The sequence below is a fragment of the Streptomyces sp. NPDC005761 genome (genome assembly GCF_040630635.1).
GTDB lineage: Bacteria > Actinomycetota > Actinomycetes > Streptomycetales > Streptomycetaceae > Streptomyces.
In genome coordinates this window covers 351,339-372,081 of sequence record NZ_JBEXXX010000001.1, presented here as the reverse complement: position 1 = coordinate 372,081, position 20,743 = coordinate 351,339, and the positions used below count along the sequence as shown (strand labels likewise).

The following is a 20,743-nucleotide window of genomic DNA, read 5'->3' as shown; positions in this document are numbered from 1 at the left end:
TCGTAGAAGATCCACTTTGGGTGCGGCCTCCCCGCCGGGTAGACTCAGCGAGTTGCTCGGCGAGGGAGGCCGTACTCATAGGTACGGCGGTCCGTTATCGACGCGCTCTTCGTAGCAGGCCTGTCGTGGGCCGGGTGACCATCCGCAGTTTTGTCACCTTACGAGGAGTGCAGTCATGGCCGAGATCAAGCTCGCCGCCGAGGTCCGTTCCGAGTTCGGCAAGGGCGCCGCCCGCCGTACCCGTCGCGCCAACCTGGTCCCCGCAGTCGTCTACGGTCACGGCGCCGAAGCGGTCCACATCACGCTGCCGGCCCACGAGCTGCAGCTCGCGCTCCGTACCGCCAACGTCCTCATCGGTCTCGAGATCGACGGCAAGGACGCCCTGGTCATCCCGAAGGCCGTGCAGCGCAACGCCCTCAAGGGCAACATCGAGCACGTCGACCTGCTGACCGTGAAGCGCGGCGAAAAGGTCGAGGTCGAGATCGCGGTGCACGTCGAGGGCGAGCTGGCCCCGGGCGGCAACCTGCTCGAGTACGTGCAGAACACCCTGCTCGTCGAGGCCGAGGCCACGCACATCCCCGAGTCCGTCACGGTCTCCATCGCGGGCCTGGACGCCGGCGACTCGATCCTCGCCAAGGACGTCCCGCTGCCCAAGGGCTCCGTGCTGGCCGGCGACGAGGACGCCGTCGTGCTCCAGGTCGTCACCGCTCAGGTCGAGGAGGCCCCCGCGGAGGAGGCTCCCGCCGAGGCCTGATCCATGCCCCACCTGCTTGACTGACGGGGTGGCGGTCTCCTTCCGGGGGATCCGCCGCCCCGTTTCCCTGTGCCCTGCCTGCCGACCGCTCGTACGCGAGGAGACCCAGCGCGATGTCCGACGCCACCGACCCCTGGCTGATCGTGGGCCTGGGCAATCCCGGCCCCGAGTACGCGGCGAACCGGCACAACGTCGGTTTCATGGTCGCCGACCTGCTCGCGGAGCGGATCGGCGGGAAGTTCAAGCGGGCCCCCAAGGCCCAGGCGCAGGTGCTGGAGGGGCGGATCGGTCCGCCCGGGCCGTCGAGCCGCCGCGTTGTCGTGGCGAAGCCGATGTCGTACATGAATCTCTCGGGTGGCCCTGTCACGGCACTGCGCGACTTCTACAAGGTGCCGCTGGATCATGTCGTGGCGGTGCACGACGAGCTGGACATCGACTACGGGATGCTGCGGCTGAAGCTGGGCGGCGGGGACAACGGGCACAACGGGCTGAAGTCGATGACGAAGTCGATGGGTCCCGGCTATCACCGGGTCCGGTTCGGTATCGGCCGTCCGCCGGGCCGGATGCAGGTCGCGGACTTCGTGCTCAAGGATTTCTCGTCCACGGAACGCAAGGAGCTCGCGTTCCTGGTGGACCGGGCGGCGGACTCGGTGGAGTGCCTGCTGGCGGAGGGGCTGGAGCGCGCGCAGAGCGCGTACAACTCCTGAGCCGGCGCGCACCAATCCCGACATACCCACCGGTAACCGGGCCGTTTTCAGCCACGGCTTGACCGACCGCAGGGGCCTGGCCAAGGATCGGCCCCCATGAAGCGCAGCTCCTCCCAACGTGCCGTTCAGTACGGCCGCAGCGCAGCGCTCGGCTGTGTCGTCCTGTTGTTGCTCGTCGCAGGTGTGCTGTCCTCGTGGGAGTCGGCGCATCACATCGTGCTGGCGAAGGGCCGTGAGCACGGGACGATGACGATCACGGGATGCGGCAGCGAGGTCTGCACGGGTCCCTACACGCCGTCCGACGACGGGTCGGCGCGTTCCCGGGTCTCGGTGGAGAAGTCCGTCGCGGCGAAGAAGGGTGACCGCTTCCCCGTCGTCGTGAAGCCGGACACCTTCGAGGTCGTACGCACCGGGACCCCGGGTTTTCTGCATGCGTGGATGCCGCTGGGCGGGGCGCTGGTCCTGGCCGGGCTGGTGATCGGCGGCGGGCTGCGGCTGCCCCGGGTCGGGTGGGGTGCCGGGATCGCGGGCGGGGCCCTGCTCGTGGCGACGTTCATCGCCCTGTGAACGGGACCCCGCCCGCGACCGCGTAAGCAGCCGTGGTGGCTCAGCCGATGGTGATCAGCCGGTGTTGCGCAGTCCGGCCGCGACACCGTTGACGGTGAGCAGCAGGGCGCGGGCGAGCAGCGGATCGGCTTCCTCGCCGCGTTCGGCCGCCCGGCGCTGGCGGGCCAGCAGGGACACCTGGAGGTAGGAGATCGGATCCAGGTAGGCGTCGCGGATGGCGAAGGTCTGCTGGAGCACCGGGCTGGTGCCGAGCAGTTCGGTGCCGCCGGTGACCCTGAGGACCTCCTGCACGGTGAGCGCGTGCTCGGCCTCGATGGCGTCGAAGACGTGCTTCAGCTCGTCGGGGACGAGCGTGTCGACGTAGTGACGGGCGATGCGCAGGTCGGTCTTGGCGAGGGTCATCTCGACGTTGGAGAGGAAATTGCGGAAGAAGTGCCACTGCTCGTGCATCTCTTCCAGCACCGTGTCGAGACCTGCCTCGCGCAGGGCCTTGAGTCCGGAGCCGACGCCGAACCAGCCGGGCACGATCTGGCGTGACTGGGTCCAGCCGAAGACCCACGGGATGGCCCGAAGTCCGTCGAGCGAGACGCCCGAGCCGGGGCGGCGGGAGGGCCGGGAGCCCAGGTGCAGGTCGGCGAGCTGGTCGACGGGGGTGGAGGCGAGGAAGTACGCGGGCAGGTCCGGGTCCTCGACGAGCTTGCGGTAGGCGGCGTGGGCGGCGTCGGAGACGGTGTCCATGGCCGCGTCCCAGCGGGCCAGGGCCTCGTCGGACTGGCGGGGCGCCGTGTGCAGCGCCGAGGCCTGGAGGGTGGCCGCGACGGTCAGCTCCAGGTTCTCCCGGGCGAGCGCGGGGATGAGGTACTTGTCCGAGATGACCTCGCCCTGCTCGGTCACCTTGATCTCGCCCTCCAGCGTGCCCCAGGGCTGCGCGAGGATCGCGTCGTGCGAGGGACCGCCGCCGCGGCCGACGGTGCCGCCGCGGCCGTGGAAGAGGCGCAGCCGTACGCCGTAGCGGTGGGCGACGTCGCGCAGGCGGCGCTGGGCGCGGTGGATCTCCCACTGGGAGGTGGTGATGCCGCCGAACTTGGAGGAGTCGGAGTAGCCGAGCATGACCTCCTGGACGTCGCCGCGGAGCGAGACGAGGCGGCGGTACGAGGGGTCGGCGAGCATCTCGTCGAGGATGACGTCGGCGGCCTTGAGCTCGTCCGTGGTCTCCAGGAGCGGGACGATGCCGATCTTGGCCCAGCCGCCGTGCAGGTCGAGGAGGCCTGCCTCGCGGGCGAGGACGGCTGCGGCGAAGACGTCGTCGGCGCCCTGGCACATCGAGATGATGTAGGACTCGATGACCTCGGGGCCGAAGCGTTCGAAGGCCTGGCTGATGGTGTGGAAGACGCCGAGAGTCTTCTCGCCCGCGGCGTCGAGCGGGGCCGGGGTCGGGGCGAGCGGCCGGCGGGAGCGGAGCTCCTTGGCGAGGAGCTTCTGCCGGTAGTCGCGCGGCATGTCGGCGTAGCGCCAGGACTCCTCGCCGAGGCGGTCGAAGAGCTGGCCGAGCGCGTGGTGGTGGGCGTCGGCGTGTTCGCGGACGTCCATGGTGGCGAGCTGGAGGCCGAAGGCGTTGAGCGTGCGGATGGTGCGGTCCATCCGGCCGTCGGCGACGATGCCGGCCTTGTGCTTGCGCAGCGAGGTCTGGATGAGCGCCAGGTCGGCGATGAGCTCGGCGGTGCCGAGGTAGTCGCAGCCGGGGCGGTGCGGGGTGCCGGAGGCGAGGCGCTCGCGGGTGTTGACGAGCTTCTGCCGGATGCAGGTGGCCTTGAGCCGGTAGGGCTCCTCGGCGTTCAGCCGCTTGTAGCGGGGGCTGATCTCGGGGAGCGCCTCCAGGTCGGCCTGGAGGGAGGTGAGGAGCTCGTCGGTGGCTCCGGTGTAGCGGATGGAGTTGGAGAGCAGGCCGCGCAGCTGGTCGACGAGTTCGAGGGCGTCGGTGATGCCGTGCTCGTGCTGGAGGATCAGCACGTCCCAGGTGACGGCGGGCGTCACGTTGGGGTTGCCGTCGCGGTCGCCGCCGATCCAGGTGCCGAAGGTCAGGGGGCGGGTGCCGGCGGGCAGCTCGACGCCGACGCGCTCCAGTTCGGCGGCCAGGTCCTCCAGGACGTCGCCCACGGCGTTGGCGTGGAGCTCGTCGAGGTAGTAGATGGCGTTGCGGGCCTCGTCGGCGGGTTCCGGGCGGACCACGCGCAGCTCGTCGGTCTGCCAGATGAGGTCGATGTTCTCGGCGAGCCGGATGTCCTGGCGGCGCCGGTCGGCCTCGATGACGGGGGTTTCGAGGAGTGCGGCGATGCGGCGGAGCTTGTTCAGGACGGAGCGCCGGGCGGCCTCGGTGGGGTGCGCGGTGAAGACGGGCCGGACGTTGAGGTTCTTGACGGTCTCGCGCAGGTGCTCGGGGTCCGCGTCCTTGAGCCGGTCGGCGGTCCGGGCCAGGAGTCCGCCCTCGGCGGCGCGCCGGTCGCGCATCTCGTGGGCGCGGTGGACCTGCTCGGTGACGTTGGCGAGGTGGAAGTAGGTGGAGAAGGCCCGCACGAGCTGTGCGGCGGTCTCCAGGTCCGTGTCGCCGAGGAGTTCGGCCGCGGCCTCGCCGTCGGTGCGGGTGAGGGCGCGGACACGCTCGACGAGGTCGAGGAGCTCCTGCCCCTCCTGGCGTACGAGGGTCTCGCCCAGCAGGTCGCCGAGGCGGCGGATGTCGGCGCGCAGCTCGGGGCTGGCGGCAGGGGTCTGGTCGGCACTGCTCACAGTGTGCGGCTCCTTGCAGTGGTTGAGCACGGGATCCGGGGCCCGCAGTCGGCGCGGTGCCGACGCGACCCCCCGGGTGGCAGGGTGCGGACCGCGCTGTCCGACCTCTCCAGGATAGGTGTCCGTGCTGTCGGTGCTGTTCGCGCCCCGAGGAGTGCCCGCTGTTCGTGGCGGGTACGCGCAGGGTGCGCCCGATGTCTCCTACCCCGTACGGCAGCGGTCTGTGCCCGCTCCGTCTTCCTCTCGTGTGGCGGGCCTTCTCGCTGCCATACTTACGACGCCGTAGGTTACGGGTGCGTAGCCCCGACTGTTCGCTGCATTCCTACCCACAGGGGACTCCCCATGAAGTCCAGCCCCGAAGTGATCGAGGCCGCCGAGGCGGCTGACGGTCAGGTCCTTCCCCCTGCCACGCTCGGCGGGGACAACAAGCGGTCGATCGAGCAGATCGCGCTCCTGCTGTTCATCGTCGTGCCGTTCGTTGCCCTGGTCGCGGCGGTGCCGCTGGCCTGGGGCCGCGGTGTGAGCTGGCTCGATCTGGGACTGCTGGTGGCGATGTACTACATCGGCTGCCACGGCATCACGATCGGTTTCCACCGGTACTTCACGCACGGCTCGTTCAAGGCGAAGCGTCCGCTCCGTATCGCCCTGGCCGTGGCCGGTTCGCTGGCGGTGGAGGGCCCGGTGGTCCGCTGGGTGGCCGATCACCGCAAGCACCACCGTTTCTCGGACGCGGAGGGCGACCCGCATTCGCCGTGGCGTTTCGGCGAGACGCTGCCGGCCCTGATGAAGGGCCTGTGGTGGGCGCACATCTCCTGGATGTTCGACGAGGAGCGGACGCCTCAGCAGAAGTACGCCCCCGATCTCATCAGGGACCCGGCGATCCGCGGGATCTCCCGTCACTTCCTCTCCTTCACGATCGTCTCGCTGGCCATTCCGCCGCTGGTGGGCGGCCTGGTCACGATGTCGTGGTGGGGTGCGGCGACCGCGTTCTTCTGGGGCTCGCTGGTCCGGGTGGCGCTGCTGCACCATGTGACCTGGTCGATCAACTCGATCTGTCACGCGGTCGGCAAGCGCCCGTTCAAGTCGCGGGACAGGTCCGGCAACGTGTGGTGGCTGGCGATCCTGTCGTGCGGTGAGTCCTGGCACAACCTGCACCACGCCGACCCGACGAGTGCGCGGCACGGTGTGATGCGGGGTCAGATCGATTCGAGTGCCCGGCTGATCCGCTGGTTCGAGAAGCTGGGCTGGGCGACCGATGTGCGCTGGCCCGACTCCGCGCGTATCGAGTCCCGGCGCCACCCTGTGCAGGCCGACGCGGCATGATTGACGACGTGGCGACCGATGGAAGCACAAGCAGCGAGAACACCCGTGCACCCTCTGCCCGGCGCACCCGCCGGGTGCGGATGACCGGGAAGGAACGCCGCGAGCAGCTGCTGGACATCGGTCGCACCCTCTTCGCCGACAAGGGTTTCGAAGGCACGTCGGTGGAGGAGATCGCGGCGCGTGCCGGGGTCTCCAAGCCGGTCGTCTACGAGCACTTCGGCGGCAAGGAGGGGCTCTACGCCGTGGTGGTGGACCGGGAGATGCGTCAGCTCCTGGACATGGTGACCAGTGCGCTGACCGCCGGTCATCCGCGGGAGCTGCTGGAGCAGGCGGCGTTCGCGCTGCTGGACTACATCGAGACGTACACGGACGGTTTCCGCATTCTGGTCCGTGACTCGCCGGTGGCCCAGGCGACGGGCACGTTCGCCTCTCTGATCAGTGATATCGCCACGCAGGTGGAGGACATCCTGGGGCTGGAGTTCAAGGCCCGGGGCTTCGACGCGAAGCTGGCGCCGCTGTATGCGCAGGCGCTGGTCGGGATGGTGGCGCTGACGGGCCAGTGGTGGGTGAACGCGCGCAAGCCGGAGAAGGCGGAGGTCGCCGCCCATCTGGTGAATCTGGCGTGGCACGGTCTGGAGAACCTGGAGTCGAAGCCGCGACTGATCGGGCACCGCAGGAGCTGAGCGCCGGTGGTGCCGCCTGCTCCTGGCGCGTGTCCGATCCGAGACATCGTCCAGCGCTAAAACACTTCAGTCCCGCTGGTCACAGTTGTAGAGTCTGTGACCATCCCGGGAATGCTTCACCCTGCATGCAATGCACCTGTGAAGGCGTTTCTCCCGGTTCCACCACGTACCCCTGGGGGGGCTTTGTCTTCTGTGGAACCCGGCCGACGTGTCATGCCCGCGCGCTCGAAGCGCGCGCGCCGCATCGCGGCCTGCACTACCCTCGTTCTCTCGGCCGGCATGCTGCTGGCCGCCCCGGCCTCGGCCGATGACACCGCACCGCACCGCGCCGCGGTCGAGCAGTCCGCGCCGGCCCTCGGCGAGCTGCCGTCCCTCACGCTCCCGAAGCACCCGGCGCGGAAGTCGGGTGCGGCGGGCGTCGAGGGCGCTGCCGCCGCGGTCGTGCCCGCCAAGCCGCGTCTCGACGTGGACGGCGACGGTTACAGCGACACGATGTACCGGGCGATCGACGGCAGCGTCTACGTCGAGCCGTCGACCGGCGCCGACTCGCACGAGTACACGATCAACGGCGACTACGAGGAGCAGTACAAGGACCTCGTCGCGCCCGGCGACCTGGACGGGGGCGGCGGTCCCGAGTTCCTGGCGCTGTCCGCCACCGGCACGCTCTCGCTCTTCCAGAGCTGGGGCGACACCGGCACCGGTTACGTCACCTGGTCAGGCCAGGGCTGGCAGATCTACAACAAGCTGGTCGGCCCCGGCGACCTGAACGGCGACGGCCGCGGCGACCTGCTGGCCCGTACTCCGTCGGGCGAGCTGTACCTGTACGTCACCAACGGCGCGGTCACCAGCAACCCGTTCAAGTCCCGGATCAAGGTCGGCAACGGCTGGGGCGGCTACGACCAGCTGGTCGGCGCGAACGACGTGACCGGCGACGGCATCGCCGACCTCTTCGCCCGTACGCCCGGCGGTGAGCTGTACTTCTACGCCGGCACCGGAACCGCCGCCAAGCCCTTCGCGGGGCGGGTGAAGGTCGGCAACGGCTGGAACGGCTACAACCAGATCATCGGCGTCGACGACGCCAACGGCGACGGTCTCGGCGACATCATCGCCCGGACGACGGCCGGTGCGATGTACTACTACGAGTCCACCGGAGCGGGCAGCTTCCTCACCCGTACGGGCGGCGGCACCGGCTGGAACGTGGCGTCCCTGTTCATCGGTGCGGGCGGCAACCCCGACTTCGGCAAGAACGAGATGCTCGGTCTCGACACCAAGGGCAACCTGTTCTGGTACTACCCGAAGAACAACGGCCTGTTCGCCGACCGGCAGGCGGTCGGCGAGGGCTGGGGCGGGGCCAACATCACCTTCCCGTCGTCCCTCGACAAGGACGGCCGCGCCGAGCTGATGGAGCTGTACGCCGGCACGCTGTACAACGGCGCGTACACCATCGGCAGCGGCTGGGGCGTCTACAACAGCCTCGTCGGTCCCGGTGACCTCAGCGGCGACGGCAAGGGCGACCTGCTGGCCCGCACGCCGGGCGGCACGCTCTACCTCTACCGGGGCAACGGCACGGGTTCCAAGTTCGCCTCCCGGATCAAGGTGGGCAGCGGCTGGAACGCGTACAACAAGCTGGTCGGCGCCGGTGACTACAACGGCGACGGCCTCACCGACCTGCTGGCCCGCACCTCCGGCGGCACGCTCTACCTCTACCCGGGTACGGGCGTCGCGACGAAGCCGTTCAAGTCCCGCGTCTCCGTCGGCAGCGGCTGGAACACCTACAAGAAGCTGGCCGCGCCCGGCGACATCAACGGGGACGGCAAGGCCGACCTCGTGGGCGTCGACGGCAAGGGCGACCTCTACCGCTACACCTCCACCGGCACCGGCAAGTTCGGCGCCCGGGCCAGGGTCGGCGGCGGCTGGGGAACGTACGCCAACCTGTACTGATCCATGACCGGACCGGGAGGCTCCGCCGCGCACAGGGTGCGGGGCGGGGCCTCCCGGCCTCGTACCCCAGGGGGGGCTATGACTTCTGTGGAAACCGGCCGTCGTGCCGTGCCCGCGCGCCCGAAGCGCGCGGGCCGGATCGCCGCCTGCACCGCCCTCGTTCTCTCGGCCGGCATGCTGCTGGCCGCCCCGGCCTCGGCCGATGACACCGCACCGCACCGCGCGGCGACCGAGTGGTCCACGGCCTCGGAAGGTCTGCGGCCGGTCCTGGATCTGCCGTGGCACACCGCCCAGCGGCAGGCGGCCGCGGCAGTCGCCCCGAAGCCGCGTGCGGACTTCGACGACGACGGCTACTCCGACCTGGTCTACCGGACCTACGACGGCGGAATCGGCATCACGCCGAGCAGTGTGGAGGGGTCGTTCGGCTTCGAGATCCCCGGTCAGGCCACGACCGCGCACAAGGACATCGTCCCGGTCGGCGACCAGACGGGTGACGGGTTCGCCGATCTGCTGACCCTGTCGCCGTACGGCTCGCTCTCGTTCCACTCGGGCATGTCGGGGGCGGGCACCGGTAACGCGGAATGGACCGGCAAGGGCTGGCAGATCTACAACAAGGTCCTCTCGCCCGGCGACCTGACCGGGGACGGGCGGTCCGATCTGCTGGCCCGCACGCCCGCGGGCGAGCTGTACCTGTACCCGGCCACCGGCGACACGTCCACCGCGCCGTTCGCCGCCCGTGTCCTGGTCGGCAAGGGCTGGCACATGTACGACCAGCTCATCGGGGCGAACGACGTCACCGGGGACGGCATCGCCGACCTCTACGGGCGGACCGTCTCCGGCGACCTGTACTTCTACAGCGGCACCGGCTCCACAGCTGCCCCGTTCACGGACAGCGCCAGGGTCGGCCACGGCTGGAAGATCTACAACCAGGTCATCGGCGCCGACGACCTGGACGGTGACGGCCGGGGCGACCTGATCGGCCGCGCGGTCAACGGTGACGTGTACGTCTATCTCGCCACCGGCACGGGCGGCGAACTCGCGACGCGCGTCGCGGGCGGCACGGGGATGGACGTGGCCTCGCTCATCGCCGGCGCGGGAGGCACCCCCGACTACGGCAAGAACGATGTCCTCGGGGTCGACTCCAAGGGCACGCTCTGGTCCTACCGGTCGCTGAACAACGGCGAGCTGAGCGCGCGGTCCCAGTCGAGCGACGTCGGCGGGTGGAAGGGTGCCAAGCCCTTCCACGCGTCCTCGCTCGACGAGAACAACCTGGTCGACCTGCTGGACGTGTCCGACGGCGGGATCTACAACTACAGCTACACGCCGGGCGAAGCTCCCCGGATCAGCACCGGCTGGGACAGCTACGACGTCACGGTCGGCCCCGGCGACCTGACCGGGGACGGCAAGGCCGACCTGCTGACCCGTGACACCAGCGGCTACCTGTACATCCACCCCGGCACCGGCACCGGCAGGGGCTTCGGCGCCCGCGTCAAGGTCGGCGGCGGCTGGAACGTGTACGACGTGATCACCGGCGCCGGTGACTTCACCGGTGACGGCCTCCCCGACCTGCTGGGCCGCAACTCCGCCGGCACGCTCTACATGTACCGGGGCACGGGAGTCGCGTCCAAGCCGTTCCTTAATCGGTTCCCCGTCGGCAACGGCTGGCAGGTGTACTCGAAGCTGGTCACGCCCGGCGACATCACCGGGGACGGCAAGGCCGACCTCCTGGCCGTCGACTCCGGTGGCAGCCTCTACCGCTACATCTCGAACGGCGCCGCCGCGTTCACCGTCCCGGTCAGGCTCGGCGGCGGCTGGAACACCTACAGCATCCTGAACTGATCCACGGCACGCAGCCGCGACCGTGACCGACGGGGCCCCGTCACCGGACTTCCGGTGCCGGGGCCCCGTCCGGTTCCAGGAACTCCAGGCGGTTGCCCACCGGGTCATGGCTGAAGAAGCGACGGTGACCTGGCAGGTCGCCGTCCCACCGCACCTCGGCGCCGTGCTCCGTCAGCCGGGCCGCGTACGCCTCGATGTCCCGCACCCGAAGGCCCGGATGAGCCTTGCGGGCCGGGCGGAAATCCGCCTCGACGCCCAGGTGCAGCTGGACCGGGCCCGCCTGGAACCAGCAGCCGCCGCGGGCGGCCAGGACCGGTGGCTTCGGCATCTCCGTCATGCCGAGGACGTGCACGTAGTACGTGCGCAGCGCCTCCTCCGAGCCCTCGGGGGCCGCCAGCTGGACGTGGTCGACGGCGGCGATCATCACTTCTCCCGGTGGGCGACGGCGAAGATGCGGCGGAACGGGAAGACGGTGCCGTGGGGGCCCGCCGGGTACGCGGCCCGCAGCAGGTCGCGGTACTCCGCGAGGAAGGCGGCCTCGGCCTCCTCGTCGTCGGCGAGGGCGGTGAGGACCGGGCGCAGTCCGGTGCCCTTCACCCAGTCGAGGACGGGGTCCTCGCCGTGCAGGAGGTGGAGGTAGGTGGTCTCCCAGACGTCGGCGGTGACGCCGGGAGCCGTGAGCCGGTCGAGGTACCCGGCAGGGCTCAGGACCGCGTCCGAATGGCGCAGGCGCCCGCCGAGCCGGGTGCGCCAGCGCGGGGACTCGGCGAGTTCGCGCATCAGGGCGTGCGAGGGCTGGTCGAAGTTGCCCGGGACCTGGAGGGCGAAGGTGCCGCCGGGAGTGAGCGCGTCCAGCCAGTCCGGGAAGCGGTCGGCGTGGCCGGGGACCCACTGCAGCAGGGCGTTGGAGACGATCAGGTCGTGCGGCTGGGCGGGGGTCCAGGTCGCGGCGTCGGCCTCGGCGAAGTCCAGCAGGGGGGTGGCGTGGGCGCGGGCCCGGTCCAGCATCTGCGGGGAGTTGTCGTAGCCGGTGACGCGGGCCCGGGGCCAGCGCTCGGCGAGCAGCGCGGTGACGTTGCCGGCGCCGCAGCCGAGGTCGGCGATGCGTGGGGCGGGGGTGTCCGGCAGTCCGGGGACGCGGGCCAGCAGGTCGTGGAAGGGGCGGGTGCGATGGTCCGCGTGGCGCAGGTACTGCTGCGGATCCCAGGTGGGTGCGGTCATGATGTCCAGGATCGACCTCAGGTATCTTGATGTCAAGACACTTGAATTCAAGAGACTTCATGTCGACAGACCCTCTACACTGATCCACATGGAGGACGAGGTCGACCGACTGGTCGCTGCATGGCGCCGCGAGCGCCCCGACCTCGACGTGGAACCACTCGAGGTCCTCAGCCGCGTCTCCCGCCTGGCCCGCCATCTCGACCGGGCCCGCAGAATCGCCTTCGCCGAGCATCACCTGGAGCCGTGGGAGTTCGACGTCCTCACGTCGCTGCGCCGCGCCGGCGCCCCGTACCAGCTCTCGCCCGGCCAGCTCCTCACGCAGACCCTGGTCACGTCGGGCACGATGACCAACCGCATCGACCGGCTGACCAAGAAGAACCTCGTCGAGCGGCTCCCCGATCCCAGCGACCGCCGCGGCGTGCTGGTCCGGCTCACCGCCGAGGGCCGCGACAAGGCCGACCAGTCGCTGGCCGGCCTGCTGGCCCAGGAGCGCGCCATCCTGGGTGAACTCTCCCGTCAGCAGCGGGGCGAACTGGCGGGGCTGCTACGCCAGTTGACTGCCCCGTTCGACAACATCCCCGGCTAGCACCGGCGCTTGGAGGTCGGCCGGGCCTACACCCGCCCGCCGGGCCAGCGCGACGGCCGCCAGCGTCGAGTGCACCCCCAGCTTCCCCAGCACGTTCTGCATGTGCGTACGCACCGTGTGCGGGGACAGGAAGAGCCGCTCCGCCACCGCTTTGCGCCCGAGCCCCGCGACCATGCACCGCAGCACCTCGCACTCGCGCGGGGTCAGGGACTCGACGAGCATCTCGCTCTCGGTGCGGTGCTTGCGGTCCGCCATCAGCTCCCGCAGCACGCCCGTGAGCAGCGCCGGAGGCAGATGCGTCTCGTCGCGCAGCACGCCCCTGATCACCGCGAGCAGCCGTTGCAGCGAGCTGTCCTTGGCGACCCACCCGCAGGCGCCCGCCTGGAGGGCGAGCGCGGCCCGGCGCGGGTCGTCCTTCTCGGCGAGCACCACCGTGCGCACGGGTGAGCGGAGCGAACGGATGCCCGCGACCAGGGAGATGCCGTCGACCGGGCCGTTCCCCCCGGAAGGCTGAGCGGGCACCGGGACCGGGCCCGCGGCCGGGTGGCCGGGTGCCGGAGCGGGCACCGGGAGGGGGCCCGCGGCCGGGTGGCCGGGCGGGCGCAGGATGCCCAGTTCGGCATCGACCAGTATCACGTCGTATCCGCGGCCCTCGGACGCCGCGCGTTCCAGGCAGCGCAGCGCGGCCGGGCCGCTGCCCGCCGCGGCCACGTCGACGTCCGGCTCGGCGGCGAGCGCCGCGGCGAGCGACTCGGCGAAAATGCGGTGGTCGTCGACGACGAGAACCCGGATACGGGCCACAGGCACCCCCATGCTGTGCGTTCTGGGACTCGCGAAGCGTGCGGCCCCCGGCAGGGACGGACCGGCACGGGTGCGACGCCCGGAGCGGGGAGTTGAACCGCAGTCCACGGCCGCCGCCGTGTTCCGACTGCCACCCCCTCCGGGTGTCGCACCCGGCTGTCTCGTACCCCTGAATCAGCACCGGCCCCCACCGGTGCTGTGCATCAGGGTACGGGCGGCAGCCCCGAGGGGAAGGAATTTCACAGAACTGACAGGAGGTCGGGTCCTAGGGTGTTGTTCATGTTCCGTCTTGAGACAGAAGTGGACAAAGAACGACGTCAGCTGCTGCACACATGGCTGCGTGAGGACAACACGGCGCGCTCACCGCGGCTACGCGCCCTGAGGGATACGCCCGCGGCGCTCGAAGTGCCGCTGGAGGTGTGGGCGCTGGACGACGAGGGCCGGCTCGCGGCGGGCCTGACCGGCCGCACCTGGGCGACCTGGCTCCATGTGGACCTGCTCCGGGTCGACAGCCGGCTGCGCGGTTGTGGCCTCGGCTCGCGGCTGCTCGCCGAGGCGGAACGGGTGGCCCGCACGGAACGGTCCTGCACCCGCTCCCGGTTGGAGACCTGGGACTTCCAGGCCCCGGACTTCTACCGGAAGCGGGGTTACGAGGTGAGCGGGCGGATCGAGAACTACCCGCCCGGCATCACCGAGTTCACACTCGTCAAGGAGCTCGGCTGAACGGCTCCCGGCCGGCTCAGACGAGCCGGCGGGCCCCGGCGGACGGCACCGCGGGGAAGACGCCCGGGGCCGCGTAGCCTGCCGCGGCGAACGCCTCCAGCACGGACTTGGTGACGGTGTCCGCCTGCGACTCCTCCACGAGCACGATCGCGGAGCCGCCGAAACCGCCACCGGTCATCCGTGCGCCGAGCGCGCCGGCGGCGTTCGCCGTCTCGACGACCAGGTCCAGCTCCACGCAGGAGACCCGCAGATCGTCCCGGAGCGAGACATGCCCGGCGGTGAGAACCGGTCCGGCCGCACGGACCTCGCCGGAGTCGAGCAGCGCGATGACCTGCTCGACGCGCTGGTTGTCGCCGACCACGTGGCGTACGTAGCGCACGACGGACTCGTCCGCGCCGGCGGCCGCCAGCGTGTCGAGCGCGGTGCCCAGTTCCCCGTACGCGAGCTCGCGCAGGGTGCGCATGCCGAGCAGACGGGCGCCCTCCTCGCAGCCGGCGCGCCGCTCGGCGTACGCGCCGTCGCCGAGCGCGTGCTTGACGCGGGTGTCGACGACCAGGAGCCGGAGGCCGTGCGCTGCCAGGTCGAAGGGGACCTGGCGCTGGGTGAGGTCGCTGGTGTCCAGGTGCAGGGCGTGGCCGTCGGTGCAGCAGGCCGAGGCCATCTGGTCCATGACGCCGCAGGGGACGCCGACGAACGCGTTCTCGGCGCGCTGGGCGAGTACCGCGAGTTCGGCGGCGGCGAGCCCGAGTCCGAAGAGGTCGTTCAGGGCCAGTGCGGTGACCACTTCGAGGGCCGCGGACGAGGAGAGCCCGGCGCCGGTGGGGACGGTGGAGGACAGCTGGATGTCGGCACCGGTGATCGCGTGGCCGGCCTCGCGCAGCGCCCAGACGACCCCGGCCGGGTAGGCGGCCCATCCGTGGCCGGAGTGCGGGACCAGCTCGTCGACGCGGAGCTGGACGACACCGCCGGGCACATCGGTGGAGTGGAGCCGAAGCTCGCCGTCGGTGCGGCGGGCGACGGCGGCCCGTGCGGTGTGCGGCAGCGCGAGCGGCATCACGAAGCCGTCGTTGAAGTCGGTGTACTCGCCGATCAGGTTCACCCGGCCGGGGGCGGCCCAGACCCCCTCGGGCACGGTCCCGTAGAGCTCGGTGAAGGAGGTGATCAGCTCAGCGTTGTCGGTCATGGTGCGGTGGGCTCCTCTCGGCGGGCGAACGTCCAGGCGTCGGTGACGATCCCGGCCAGGTCGGCGCGGGACGGCTGCCAGCCGAGGCGCTCCCTGGCGGTGGCGGCGGAGGCGACGAGGACGGCAGGGTCGCCGCCGCGGCGCGGGGCCGCGGTTTCGGGGACCGGGTGGCCGGTGACCTGCCGGACCGTCTCGATGACCTCGCGGACCGAGAAGCCGTTGCCGTTGCCGAGGTTGCAGATCAGGTGCTCGCCCGCGGTGGCGGCGTCGAGGGCCAGCAGATGGGCCTCGGCGAGGTCGGCGACGTGGATGTAGTCGCGGACGCAGGTGCCGTCGGGGGTGGGGTAGTCGTCGCCGTAGACGGAGATCGACTCGCGCTGCCCGAGCGCGACCTGGAGGACCAGCGGGATGAGGTGGGACTCGGGGCTGTGCCGTTCGCCGCAGCTGCCGTACGCCCCGGCCACGTTGAAGTAGCGCAGCGAGACGGCGGCCAGGCCGTGGGCGGCGGCCTCCCCGGTGATCATGTGGTCGACGGCGAGCTTGGTGGCGCCGTACGGGCTGGTCGGGGCGGTGGGGTCGGCCTCGGTGATGGGGCTGGAGACCGGTTCGCCGTAGGTGGCGGCGGTGGAGGAGAAGACCAGGGTGCGCACCCCGGCGTCACGCATCGCGGCGAGCAGGGCGGTGGAGCCGCCGACGTTGTTGACCCAGTACTTCTCCGGGTCGGTGACGGACTCGCCGACCTGGGAGTACGCGGCGAAGTGCAGCACCCCGTCGTAGGAGGGGTCCAGCCACTTGGCGGCGTCCTGGATACGGCCCTCGATGAACTCGGCGCCGGCCGGGACGCCCTCGCGGAAGCCGGTGGAGAGGTCGTCGAGGACGGTGACCGTGTGGCCCGCCTCCAGCAGGTGCTGGGCGACCACGCTGCCCACGTATCCCGCGCCGCCGGTCACCAGGTACTTCTTCGGGGACTTGCTCACTCGCTCGCTACCTCTCGCAGTCGCTGGGCCGCGGTCTCCGGCGGCACGTCGTTGATGAACACGCTCATGCCGGATTCGGAACCCGCGAGGAACTTCAGCTTGCCGGAGGTACGTCGGATGGTGAAAAGCTCCAGATGGAGCCCGAAGTCCTCCCGCCCCTCCACTCCGAACGGCGCCTGGTGCCAGGCGGAGATGTACGGGGTCGGCGGCTCGCCGGGGCCGAAGATCCGGTCGAATCGCCTCAAGAGTTCCAGATAGACCTGTGGGAATTCCGTGCGTGCCGCCTCGTCGAGCTCCCTCAGGTCGGGAACGCGGCGGCGCGGGTGGAGGTGGACCTCGTACGGCCAGTGTGCCGCGTACGGCACGAAGGCCACCCAGTGCTCGGCGGCGAGGACGATCCGCGAGCCGTCGGCCTCCTCGCGGGCCACGAGGTCGTCGAAGAGGTTGCCGCCGGTCTCGGCGTGGTGGGCCGCAGCGGAGCGGAGCATCAGCTGGGTGCGCGGGGTGACGAAGGGGTAGCCGTAGATCTGGCCGTGCGGGTGGCCGAGCGTGACGCCGATCTCGGCGCCCCGGTTCTCGAAGCAGAACACCTGGGTGACCTGCGGGAGCTCGGCGAACTCGGCGGTGCGGTCGGTCCACGCCTCCAGGACGAGTGCGGCCTGCTCCTCGGTGAGGTCGGCGAAGGACGCGTCGTGGTCGGAGGTGAAGCAGACGACCTCGCAGCGGCCGGAGTCACCGGCGAGCGAGGGAAAGCGGTTCTCGAAGACGGCGACGTCGTAGTCCGGCTCCGGGATCTCGCTCTGCCGGCCCTCCTGCGAGGGGCAGAGCGGGCACTCGTCGGCCGGCGGGTGGTAGATGCGGCCCTGGCGGTGCGAGGCGATGGCCACGCTGTCACCGAGGAGCGGGTCACGGCGGACCTCGGAGGAGGTCGAGACGGGATCCAGCGGGCGCCGGTCGACCGCGTCACGCACGACGTCGTCACGGCTGTCGTAGTAGATCAGCTCCCGGCCGTCGGCGAGCGTCGTAACCGTCTTCTTCACCAGACTCCTCCCAAACAGAACCGCACACAATGAACCACAAATCAACAGGCTCGTCAATGAGTCGTCGGCGGCTGCATAACAGGAATCTCGCGGGGTTGAGACCGGGTTTTTGGGCAATACGATCACAATCCAACAAAGAACCTCATCTGAACTGTTCAGTTTTTGAACACAAGAGCGTAGTTTCCTTCGGGTTCAGTTCGCGCAACGAAGCGAGTACCCCCACATGCAATATCTGGCTGCAGGGCTCCGGCTCCCCACGAACGGGCTCGACTACACGATCCTGGCGATCTACTTCGTCGTCGTTCTCGGCATCGGCTTCGCCGCTCGGGCGAGCGTGAAGACGAGCCTCGACTTCTTCCTGTCCGGCCGGTCGCTGCCCGCATGGGTGACCGGTCTGGCCTTCGTCGCGGCGAATCTCGGCGCCACGGAGATCCTCGGCATGGCGGCGACCGGCGCGCAGTACGGCGTCGCGGTCGTCCACTGGTACTGGATCGGCGCCATCCCGGCCATGGTCTTCCTGGGCCTGGTGATGATGCCCTTCTACTACCGGTCGAAGGTGCGCTCCGTACCGGAGTTCCTGCTCCACCGCTTCGACAAGTCGGCCCACCTGCTGAGTTCCATACTGTTCGCCTTCTCGGCGGTCCTGATCGCGGGCGTCAACCTGTACGCCCTGTCGATCGTCGTGGAGGCGCTCCTCGGCTGGCCCCAGTGGGTCGCGATCGTGGTCGCGGGACTCTTCGTCCTCATCTACATCACCATCGGCGGGCTCTCCTCCGCGATCTACAACGAGGTGCTGCAGTTCTTCGTCATCCTCGCCGCGCTGATCCCGCTGACGGTGCTGGGTCTCAAGCGGGTCGGCGGCTGGGACGGGCTGAGCGACTCGCTGGAATCGAGTCACGGCGCGAACTTCATGACCGCCTGGGGCGGCACCGGCATCGGTGACGCCAACCCCCTCGGCGCCAACTGGCTGACGATCATCCTCGGCCTCGGCTTCGTGCTCTCGTTCGGTTACTGGACGACGAACTTCGCCGAGGTGCAGCGCGCCCTGTCCGCGAAGAACCTGTCGGCCGCCCAGCGCACCCCGCTGATCGCCGCGTTCCCGAAGATCTTCATCGTGTTCCTCGTGATGATCCCGGGCCTGGTCGCCGCCGTGGTCGTGCCGAACATCGGCACCGCCGGCTCGGACACCACCTACAACGACGCGATCCCCCTGCTGATGCGGGAGCTGCTGCCCAACGGCGTGCTCGGCATCGCGGTGACGGGTCTGCTGGCCGCGTTCATGGCGGGCATGGCCGCCAACGTCTCCTCGTTCAACACCGTGTTCACCACGGACATCTGGGCGCGGTACGTGAAGAAGGACCAGTCGGACGCGTACTACCTGCGCTTCGGCCGCGGGATCACGGTGATCGGGGTGCTGGCCTCCATCGGCACGGCGTTCATCGCCGCCAGCTTCTCCAACATCATGAGCTACCTCCAGACGCTGTTCTCCTTCTTCAACGTCCCGCTCTTCGTCGTCTTCATCATCGGCATGTTCTGGAAGCGCGCCTCGATGAAGTCCGGTGTCTGGGGCCTGCTGGCGGGCACCACCGCCGCGATGGTCAACTACTTCGTCATCTACAAGCAGGGCATCATCGACATCCCGAGCGACCAGGGCGCCAACTTCGTCTCCGCGATCGTCGGATTCGTCGCCGGTGCGGTCGTCATGGTCGTGGTCACTCTGTTCACGGCACCCAAGCCAGAGGCCGAACTGGCCGGCCTGGTGTACGGAACCGAGTCCCCGGAGGCGGACGAGGTGCCCGAGGAGGGCGACAGCGCCTGGTACCGCCGGCCGGCCCTGCTGGGCTGGAGCGCGATCGTGCTCGCCGCCCTGTGCTACGTCCCCTACTCCTTCTGATCGGAGCAACTCACCATGTCCGACATGCGCAAGGAAGTCTCCGACCTGGAGAAGAAGTCCGCGACAGCGGCCCGCCTCTTCGACATCCGGCGGATCATCGGCGGCCTCTTCGTCGTCTACGGCGTCATCATCACCATCGCCGGGATCAACCCGTCCGACGCGGACCTGAAGAAGGCCGAGGGCGTCCACATCAACCTGTGGACCGGGCTGGCCATGCTGGCCCTGGGGCTGTTCTTCCTGGTCTGGCTGAAGCTGCGCCCGGCCCAGCCGCCGGCCGCCGCGCCGGAGACCACGGACGCACCGGCAGGCTGACACCCGGTCAGCCTGTCGGCCACCAGGGGCCGGACACCGTCAGCCGACGGTGTCCGGCCCCTGCGGCGTCTCCAGCACCGCCCGGTCCAGCAGGCCCGTACGGGCGGCGAGCGCCGCGGCCTCCAGCCGGGAGCCGACGCCCAGCTTCATCAGCACACGCTGCACATGGGTGCGGGCGGTGCTGGGCGCGATCCGCATCCCGGCCGCGATCAGCCGGGTGTCCTCGCCCTCGGCGACCCGGACCAGGACCTCGACCTCGCGCGGCGTGAGCATCTGCAGCAGCCGCCGGCCCTCGTCGTCCGGCTGCGCGGCCGGGTTGAGCAACTCGGCGAAGGCGCCCTGGAGCAGTTGCGGCGCGATCGCCGTCTCACCGGCACGCACTTTGACCATGGCCCGCTCGACGCCTTCGATGCGTTCGTCGTGCCGGACGTACCCCGCGGCGCCGGCCGCGAAGGCGGCCGCGATGCCCCGCGGGCTGGGCACCGGCCCGAGGACCACCACGGCGGTCTGCGGGCGCTCGCGCCTGATCCTGACGACCGGGTCGAAGGTGCCCGGTTCGGCGGGTGCCGCCGTGCCGAACAGACAGATCTCCGGCGCCCTGCTGACCACCAGCTCCGCCGCCCCGGATGTGGGCGCGGCGGCAGCGAGCACCCGGTGCCCCCGCAGCTTCAGCGCCGAGGCGAGCGCCTCGGCGAGAAGCCGGTGGTCATCGATCACCATGAGCCGCACGCCCATCGGGCAACCCCCCATCGCACCGGCAGGCCCCCCGGCCCTCCAGACCCGGCAAGTTACACGCTTGTTCGAGGCAGCGGGCGCCTAAGCGGTCAGAAGGATCGAGATAGCCGACTTACTGCGTCTCAGAGGCGAGTTGATGGTTCATCATGGCCGGTTTCAGACTGTTGTAATCTGCGTGCTGACCATTACGGATCACCTTCTGGGGGAAACTTGCGTCTCAAGAAGACTCTGCTCGTCTCGGCGGCCACGTGTGCCGTACTGGCAGGACCCGCGTTCACCGGGACGGCCGCCGCCGCCTCCAACGTCACCGGCGAAGACGTCTCCACGACGTGGGGATACGCCGAGGTGAAGGCTGCCTGGCGGCTGAACCCGTACAAGCTCGACCCGCTCTACCTGTACGTGAAGGACAAGGACGCCGACGGTCACTCGGTGGGCGTACGGCTGATCACCACCGGCGACGCCGGTACCCACTACTTCCCGATCCACCGGGTCTCCACCGGCGCCGGCACCGCATGGGGCGCGACCAGCTACGCCAACCCCGGTGGCTGGATCAGCACCGCGCGGATCGAGCTGTGCCAGATGGAGGGCACCACGATCCTCAAGTGCGTCTCGTCCGGCATCATGTACCCGGCGTTCGACGACAGCACCAACTCCTGACCGTACGGGAGACATG

20 protein-coding genes are annotated in these 20,743 nt (G+C 70.2%); 12 read left to right on the top strand and 8 right to left on the bottom strand.

The window, feature by feature from the left end; genetic code table 11:
* Positions 1-175 precede the first annotated feature (175 nt).
* The 3 genes from ABZ434_RS01690 (at position 176) to ABZ434_RS01680 (ending at position 2,028) form a co-directional block, all read left to right on the top strand.
* On the top strand, positions 176-754 hold the full coding sequence (locus tag ABZ434_RS01690; protein WP_359131292.1) for a 50S ribosomal protein L25/general stress protein Ctc: 579 nt from the start codon (positions 176-178) through the stop codon (positions 752-754).
* A gap of 113 nt (positions 755-867) precedes the next feature.
* Positions 868-1,461: an aminoacyl-tRNA hydrolase gene (pth, locus tag ABZ434_RS01685; protein WP_359131290.1), complete on the top strand. Its 594-nt coding sequence runs from the start codon at positions 868-870 to the stop codon at positions 1,459-1,461.
* Between the two features lie 96 nt (positions 1,462-1,557).
* Positions 1,558-2,028 (top strand): hypothetical protein, encoded by a 471-nt coding sequence (locus ABZ434_RS01680; protein ID WP_359131288.1) that lies wholly within the window; start codon positions 1,558-1,560, stop codon positions 2,026-2,028.
* Positions 2,029-2,082: 54 nt separating this feature from the next.
* On the opposite strand, the gene ppc is transcribed toward ABZ434_RS01680, so the two are convergent.
* On the bottom strand, positions 2,083-4,812 hold the full coding sequence (gene ppc, locus ABZ434_RS01675) for a phosphoenolpyruvate carboxylase (RefSeq protein ID WP_359131286.1): 2,730 nt from the start codon (positions 4,810-4,812) through the stop codon (positions 2,083-2,085).
* A 342-nt stretch (positions 4,813-5,154) separates the two neighbouring features.
* Between ppc and ABZ434_RS01670 the strand changes: the two genes are divergently transcribed.
* From ABZ434_RS01670 to ABZ434_RS01655, 4 genes are all read left to right on the top strand, one after another.
* On the top strand, positions 5,155-6,135 hold the full coding sequence (locus ABZ434_RS01670) for a fatty acid desaturase (RefSeq protein WP_359131285.1): 981 nt from the start codon (positions 5,155-5,157) through the stop codon (positions 6,133-6,135).
* Positions 6,132-6,818, top strand: coding sequence for a TetR/AcrR family transcriptional regulator (locus ABZ434_RS01665; protein WP_359131283.1), 687 nt, complete (start codon positions 6,132-6,134; stop codon positions 6,816-6,818). Before ABZ434_RS01670 ends, ABZ434_RS01665 begins: the two co-directional genes overlap by 4 nt.
* Before the next feature lie 279 nt (positions 6,819-7,097).
* A complete protein-coding gene (locus ABZ434_RS01660) occupies positions 7,098-8,759 on the top strand; it encodes a VCBS repeat-containing protein (protein ID WP_359131281.1) in 1,662 nt (553 codons plus the stop codon).
* A 78-nt stretch (positions 8,760-8,837) separates the two neighbouring features.
* Positions 8,838-10,598: a VCBS repeat-containing protein gene (locus ABZ434_RS01655; RefSeq protein WP_359131280.1), complete on the top strand. Its 1,761-nt coding sequence runs from the start codon at positions 8,838-8,840 to the stop codon at positions 10,596-10,598.
* A gap of 40 nt (positions 10,599-10,638) precedes the next feature.
* On the opposite strand, the gene ABZ434_RS01650 is transcribed toward ABZ434_RS01655, so the two are convergent.
* Together ABZ434_RS01650 and ABZ434_RS01645 are read right to left on the bottom strand one after the other, a co-directional pair.
* Positions 10,639-11,022 carry a VOC family protein gene (locus ABZ434_RS01650; protein WP_359131279.1) on the bottom strand — a complete coding sequence of 128 codons (384 nt, stop codon included), beginning with the start codon at positions 11,020-11,022 and terminating at the stop codon, positions 10,639-10,641.
* On the bottom strand, positions 11,022-11,819 hold the full coding sequence (locus tag ABZ434_RS01645; RefSeq protein WP_359131277.1) for a trans-aconitate 2-methyltransferase: 798 nt from the start codon (positions 11,817-11,819) through the stop codon (positions 11,022-11,024). Before ABZ434_RS01645 ends, ABZ434_RS01650 begins: the two co-directional genes overlap by 1 nt.
* 88 nt (positions 11,820-11,907) lie before the next feature.
* Between ABZ434_RS01645 and ABZ434_RS01640 the strand changes: the two genes are divergently transcribed.
* Entirely contained in the window at positions 11,908-12,405 is a 498-nt protein-coding gene (locus ABZ434_RS01640; protein WP_359131276.1) for a MarR family transcriptional regulator, read from the top strand.
* On the opposite strand, the gene ABZ434_RS01635 is transcribed toward ABZ434_RS01640, so the two are convergent.
* Entirely contained in the window at positions 12,364-13,218 is an 855-nt protein-coding gene (locus ABZ434_RS01635; protein WP_359131274.1) for a response regulator transcription factor, read from the bottom strand. The genes ABZ434_RS01640 and ABZ434_RS01635 overlap by 42 nt on opposite strands.
* A gap of 267 nt (positions 13,219-13,485) precedes the next feature.
* On the opposite strand from ABZ434_RS01635, the gene ABZ434_RS01630 reads away from it, so the two are divergent.
* Entirely contained in the window at positions 13,486-13,929 is a 444-nt protein-coding gene (locus tag ABZ434_RS01630; protein WP_359131273.1) for a GNAT family N-acetyltransferase, read from the top strand.
* A gap of 16 nt (positions 13,930-13,945) precedes the next feature.
* Here the strand turns inward: ABZ434_RS01630 and galK are convergent, their stop codons facing one another.
* The 3 genes from galK to galT are packed head-to-tail and all read right to left on the bottom strand — an operon-like array spanning position 13,946 to position 17,129.
* Positions 13,946-15,112 (bottom strand): galactokinase, encoded by a 1,167-nt coding sequence (galK, locus tag ABZ434_RS01625; protein WP_359131272.1) that lies wholly within the window; start codon positions 15,110-15,112, stop codon positions 13,946-13,948.
* Positions 15,109-16,089 carry a UDP-glucose 4-epimerase GalE gene (galE, locus tag ABZ434_RS01620; protein WP_359131271.1) on the bottom strand — a complete coding sequence of 327 codons (981 nt, stop codon included), beginning with the start codon at positions 16,087-16,089 and terminating at the stop codon, positions 15,109-15,111. Before galE ends, galK begins: the two co-directional genes overlap by 4 nt.
* Complete coding sequence (gene galT, locus ABZ434_RS01615; protein ID WP_359131269.1) at positions 16,086-17,129, bottom strand: galactose-1-phosphate uridylyltransferase; 1,044 nt, start codon at positions 17,127-17,129, stop codon at positions 16,086-16,088. Before galT ends, galE begins: the two co-directional genes overlap by 4 nt.
* 223 nt (positions 17,130-17,352) lie before the next feature.
* On the opposite strand from galT, the gene ABZ434_RS01610 reads away from it, so the two are divergent.
* On the top strand, positions 17,353-19,023 hold the full coding sequence (locus tag ABZ434_RS01610) for a sodium:solute symporter family protein (protein ID WP_359082768.1): 1,671 nt from the start codon (positions 17,353-17,355) through the stop codon (positions 19,021-19,023).
* 15 nt (positions 19,024-19,038) lie between these two features.
* Positions 19,039-19,335, top strand: a complete 297-nt coding sequence (locus ABZ434_RS01605; protein ID WP_359131267.1) for a hypothetical protein — start codon at positions 19,039-19,041, stop codon at positions 19,333-19,335.
* Between the two features lie 39 nt (positions 19,336-19,374).
* Here the strand turns inward: ABZ434_RS01605 and ABZ434_RS01600 are convergent, their stop codons facing one another.
* A complete protein-coding gene (locus ABZ434_RS01600; RefSeq protein WP_359131266.1) occupies positions 19,375-20,070 on the bottom strand; it encodes a LuxR C-terminal-related transcriptional regulator in 696 nt (231 codons plus the stop codon).
* A 210-nt stretch (positions 20,071-20,280) separates the two neighbouring features.
* On the opposite strand from ABZ434_RS01600, the gene ABZ434_RS01595 reads away from it, so the two are divergent.
* Positions 20,281-20,727, top strand: a complete 447-nt coding sequence (locus ABZ434_RS01595; RefSeq protein WP_359131265.1) for a hypothetical protein — start codon at positions 20,281-20,283, stop codon at positions 20,725-20,727.
* Positions 20,728-20,743: the final 16 nt, after the last annotated feature.

Bases quoted from the DNA above. Each gene is read 5' to 3' on its own strand.
- ABZ434_RS01690 (WP_359131292.1), top strand. From the start codon at position 176: ATGGCCGAGATCAAGCTCGCCGCCGAGGTCCGTTCCGAGTTCGGCAAG.
- ABZ434_RS01600 (WP_359131266.1), bottom strand. From the start codon at position 20,070: ATGGGCGTGCGGCTCATGGTGATCGATGACCACCGGCTTCTCGCCGAG.
- ABZ434_RS01655 (WP_359131280.1), top strand. From the start codon at position 8,838: ATGACTTCTGTGGAAACCGGCCGTCGTGCCGTGCCCGCGCGCCCGAAG.
- ABZ434_RS01665 (WP_359131283.1), top strand. From the start codon at position 6,132: ATGATTGACGACGTGGCGACCGATGGAAGCACAAGCAGCGAGAACACC.
- ABZ434_RS01640 (WP_359131276.1), top strand. From the start codon at position 11,908: ATGGAGGACGAGGTCGACCGACTGGTCGCTGCATGGCGCCGCGAGCGC.
- ABZ434_RS01610 (WP_359082768.1), top strand. From the start codon at position 17,353: ATGCAATATCTGGCTGCAGGGCTCCGGCTCCCCACGAACGGGCTCGAC.
- ABZ434_RS01645 (WP_359131277.1), bottom strand. From the start codon at position 11,819: ATGACCGCACCCACCTGGGATCCGCAGCAGTACCTGCGCCACGCGGAC.
- ABZ434_RS01635 (WP_359131274.1), bottom strand. From the start codon at position 13,218: ATGGGGGTGCCTGTGGCCCGTATCCGGGTTCTCGTCGTCGACGACCAC.
- ABZ434_RS01605 (WP_359131267.1), top strand. From the start codon at position 19,039: ATGTCCGACATGCGCAAGGAAGTCTCCGACCTGGAGAAGAAGTCCGCG.
- ABZ434_RS01680 (WP_359131288.1), top strand. From the start codon at position 1,558: ATGAAGCGCAGCTCCTCCCAACGTGCCGTTCAGTACGGCCGCAGCGCA.
- ABZ434_RS01670 (WP_359131285.1), top strand. From the start codon at position 5,155: ATGAAGTCCAGCCCCGAAGTGATCGAGGCCGCCGAGGCGGCTGACGGT.
- ABZ434_RS01630 (WP_359131273.1), top strand. From the start codon at position 13,486: ATGTTCCGTCTTGAGACAGAAGTGGACAAAGAACGACGTCAGCTGCTG.
- galK (WP_359131272.1), bottom strand. From the start codon at position 15,112: ATGACCGACAACGCTGAGCTGATCACCTCCTTCACCGAGCTCTACGGG.
- ABZ434_RS01650 (WP_359131279.1), bottom strand. From the start codon at position 11,022: ATGATCGCCGCCGTCGACCACGTCCAGCTGGCGGCCCCCGAGGGCTCG.
- ABZ434_RS01660 (WP_359131281.1), top strand. From the start codon at position 7,098: ATGCTGCTGGCCGCCCCGGCCTCGGCCGATGACACCGCACCGCACCGC.
- pth (WP_359131290.1), top strand. From the start codon at position 868: ATGTCCGACGCCACCGACCCCTGGCTGATCGTGGGCCTGGGCAATCCC.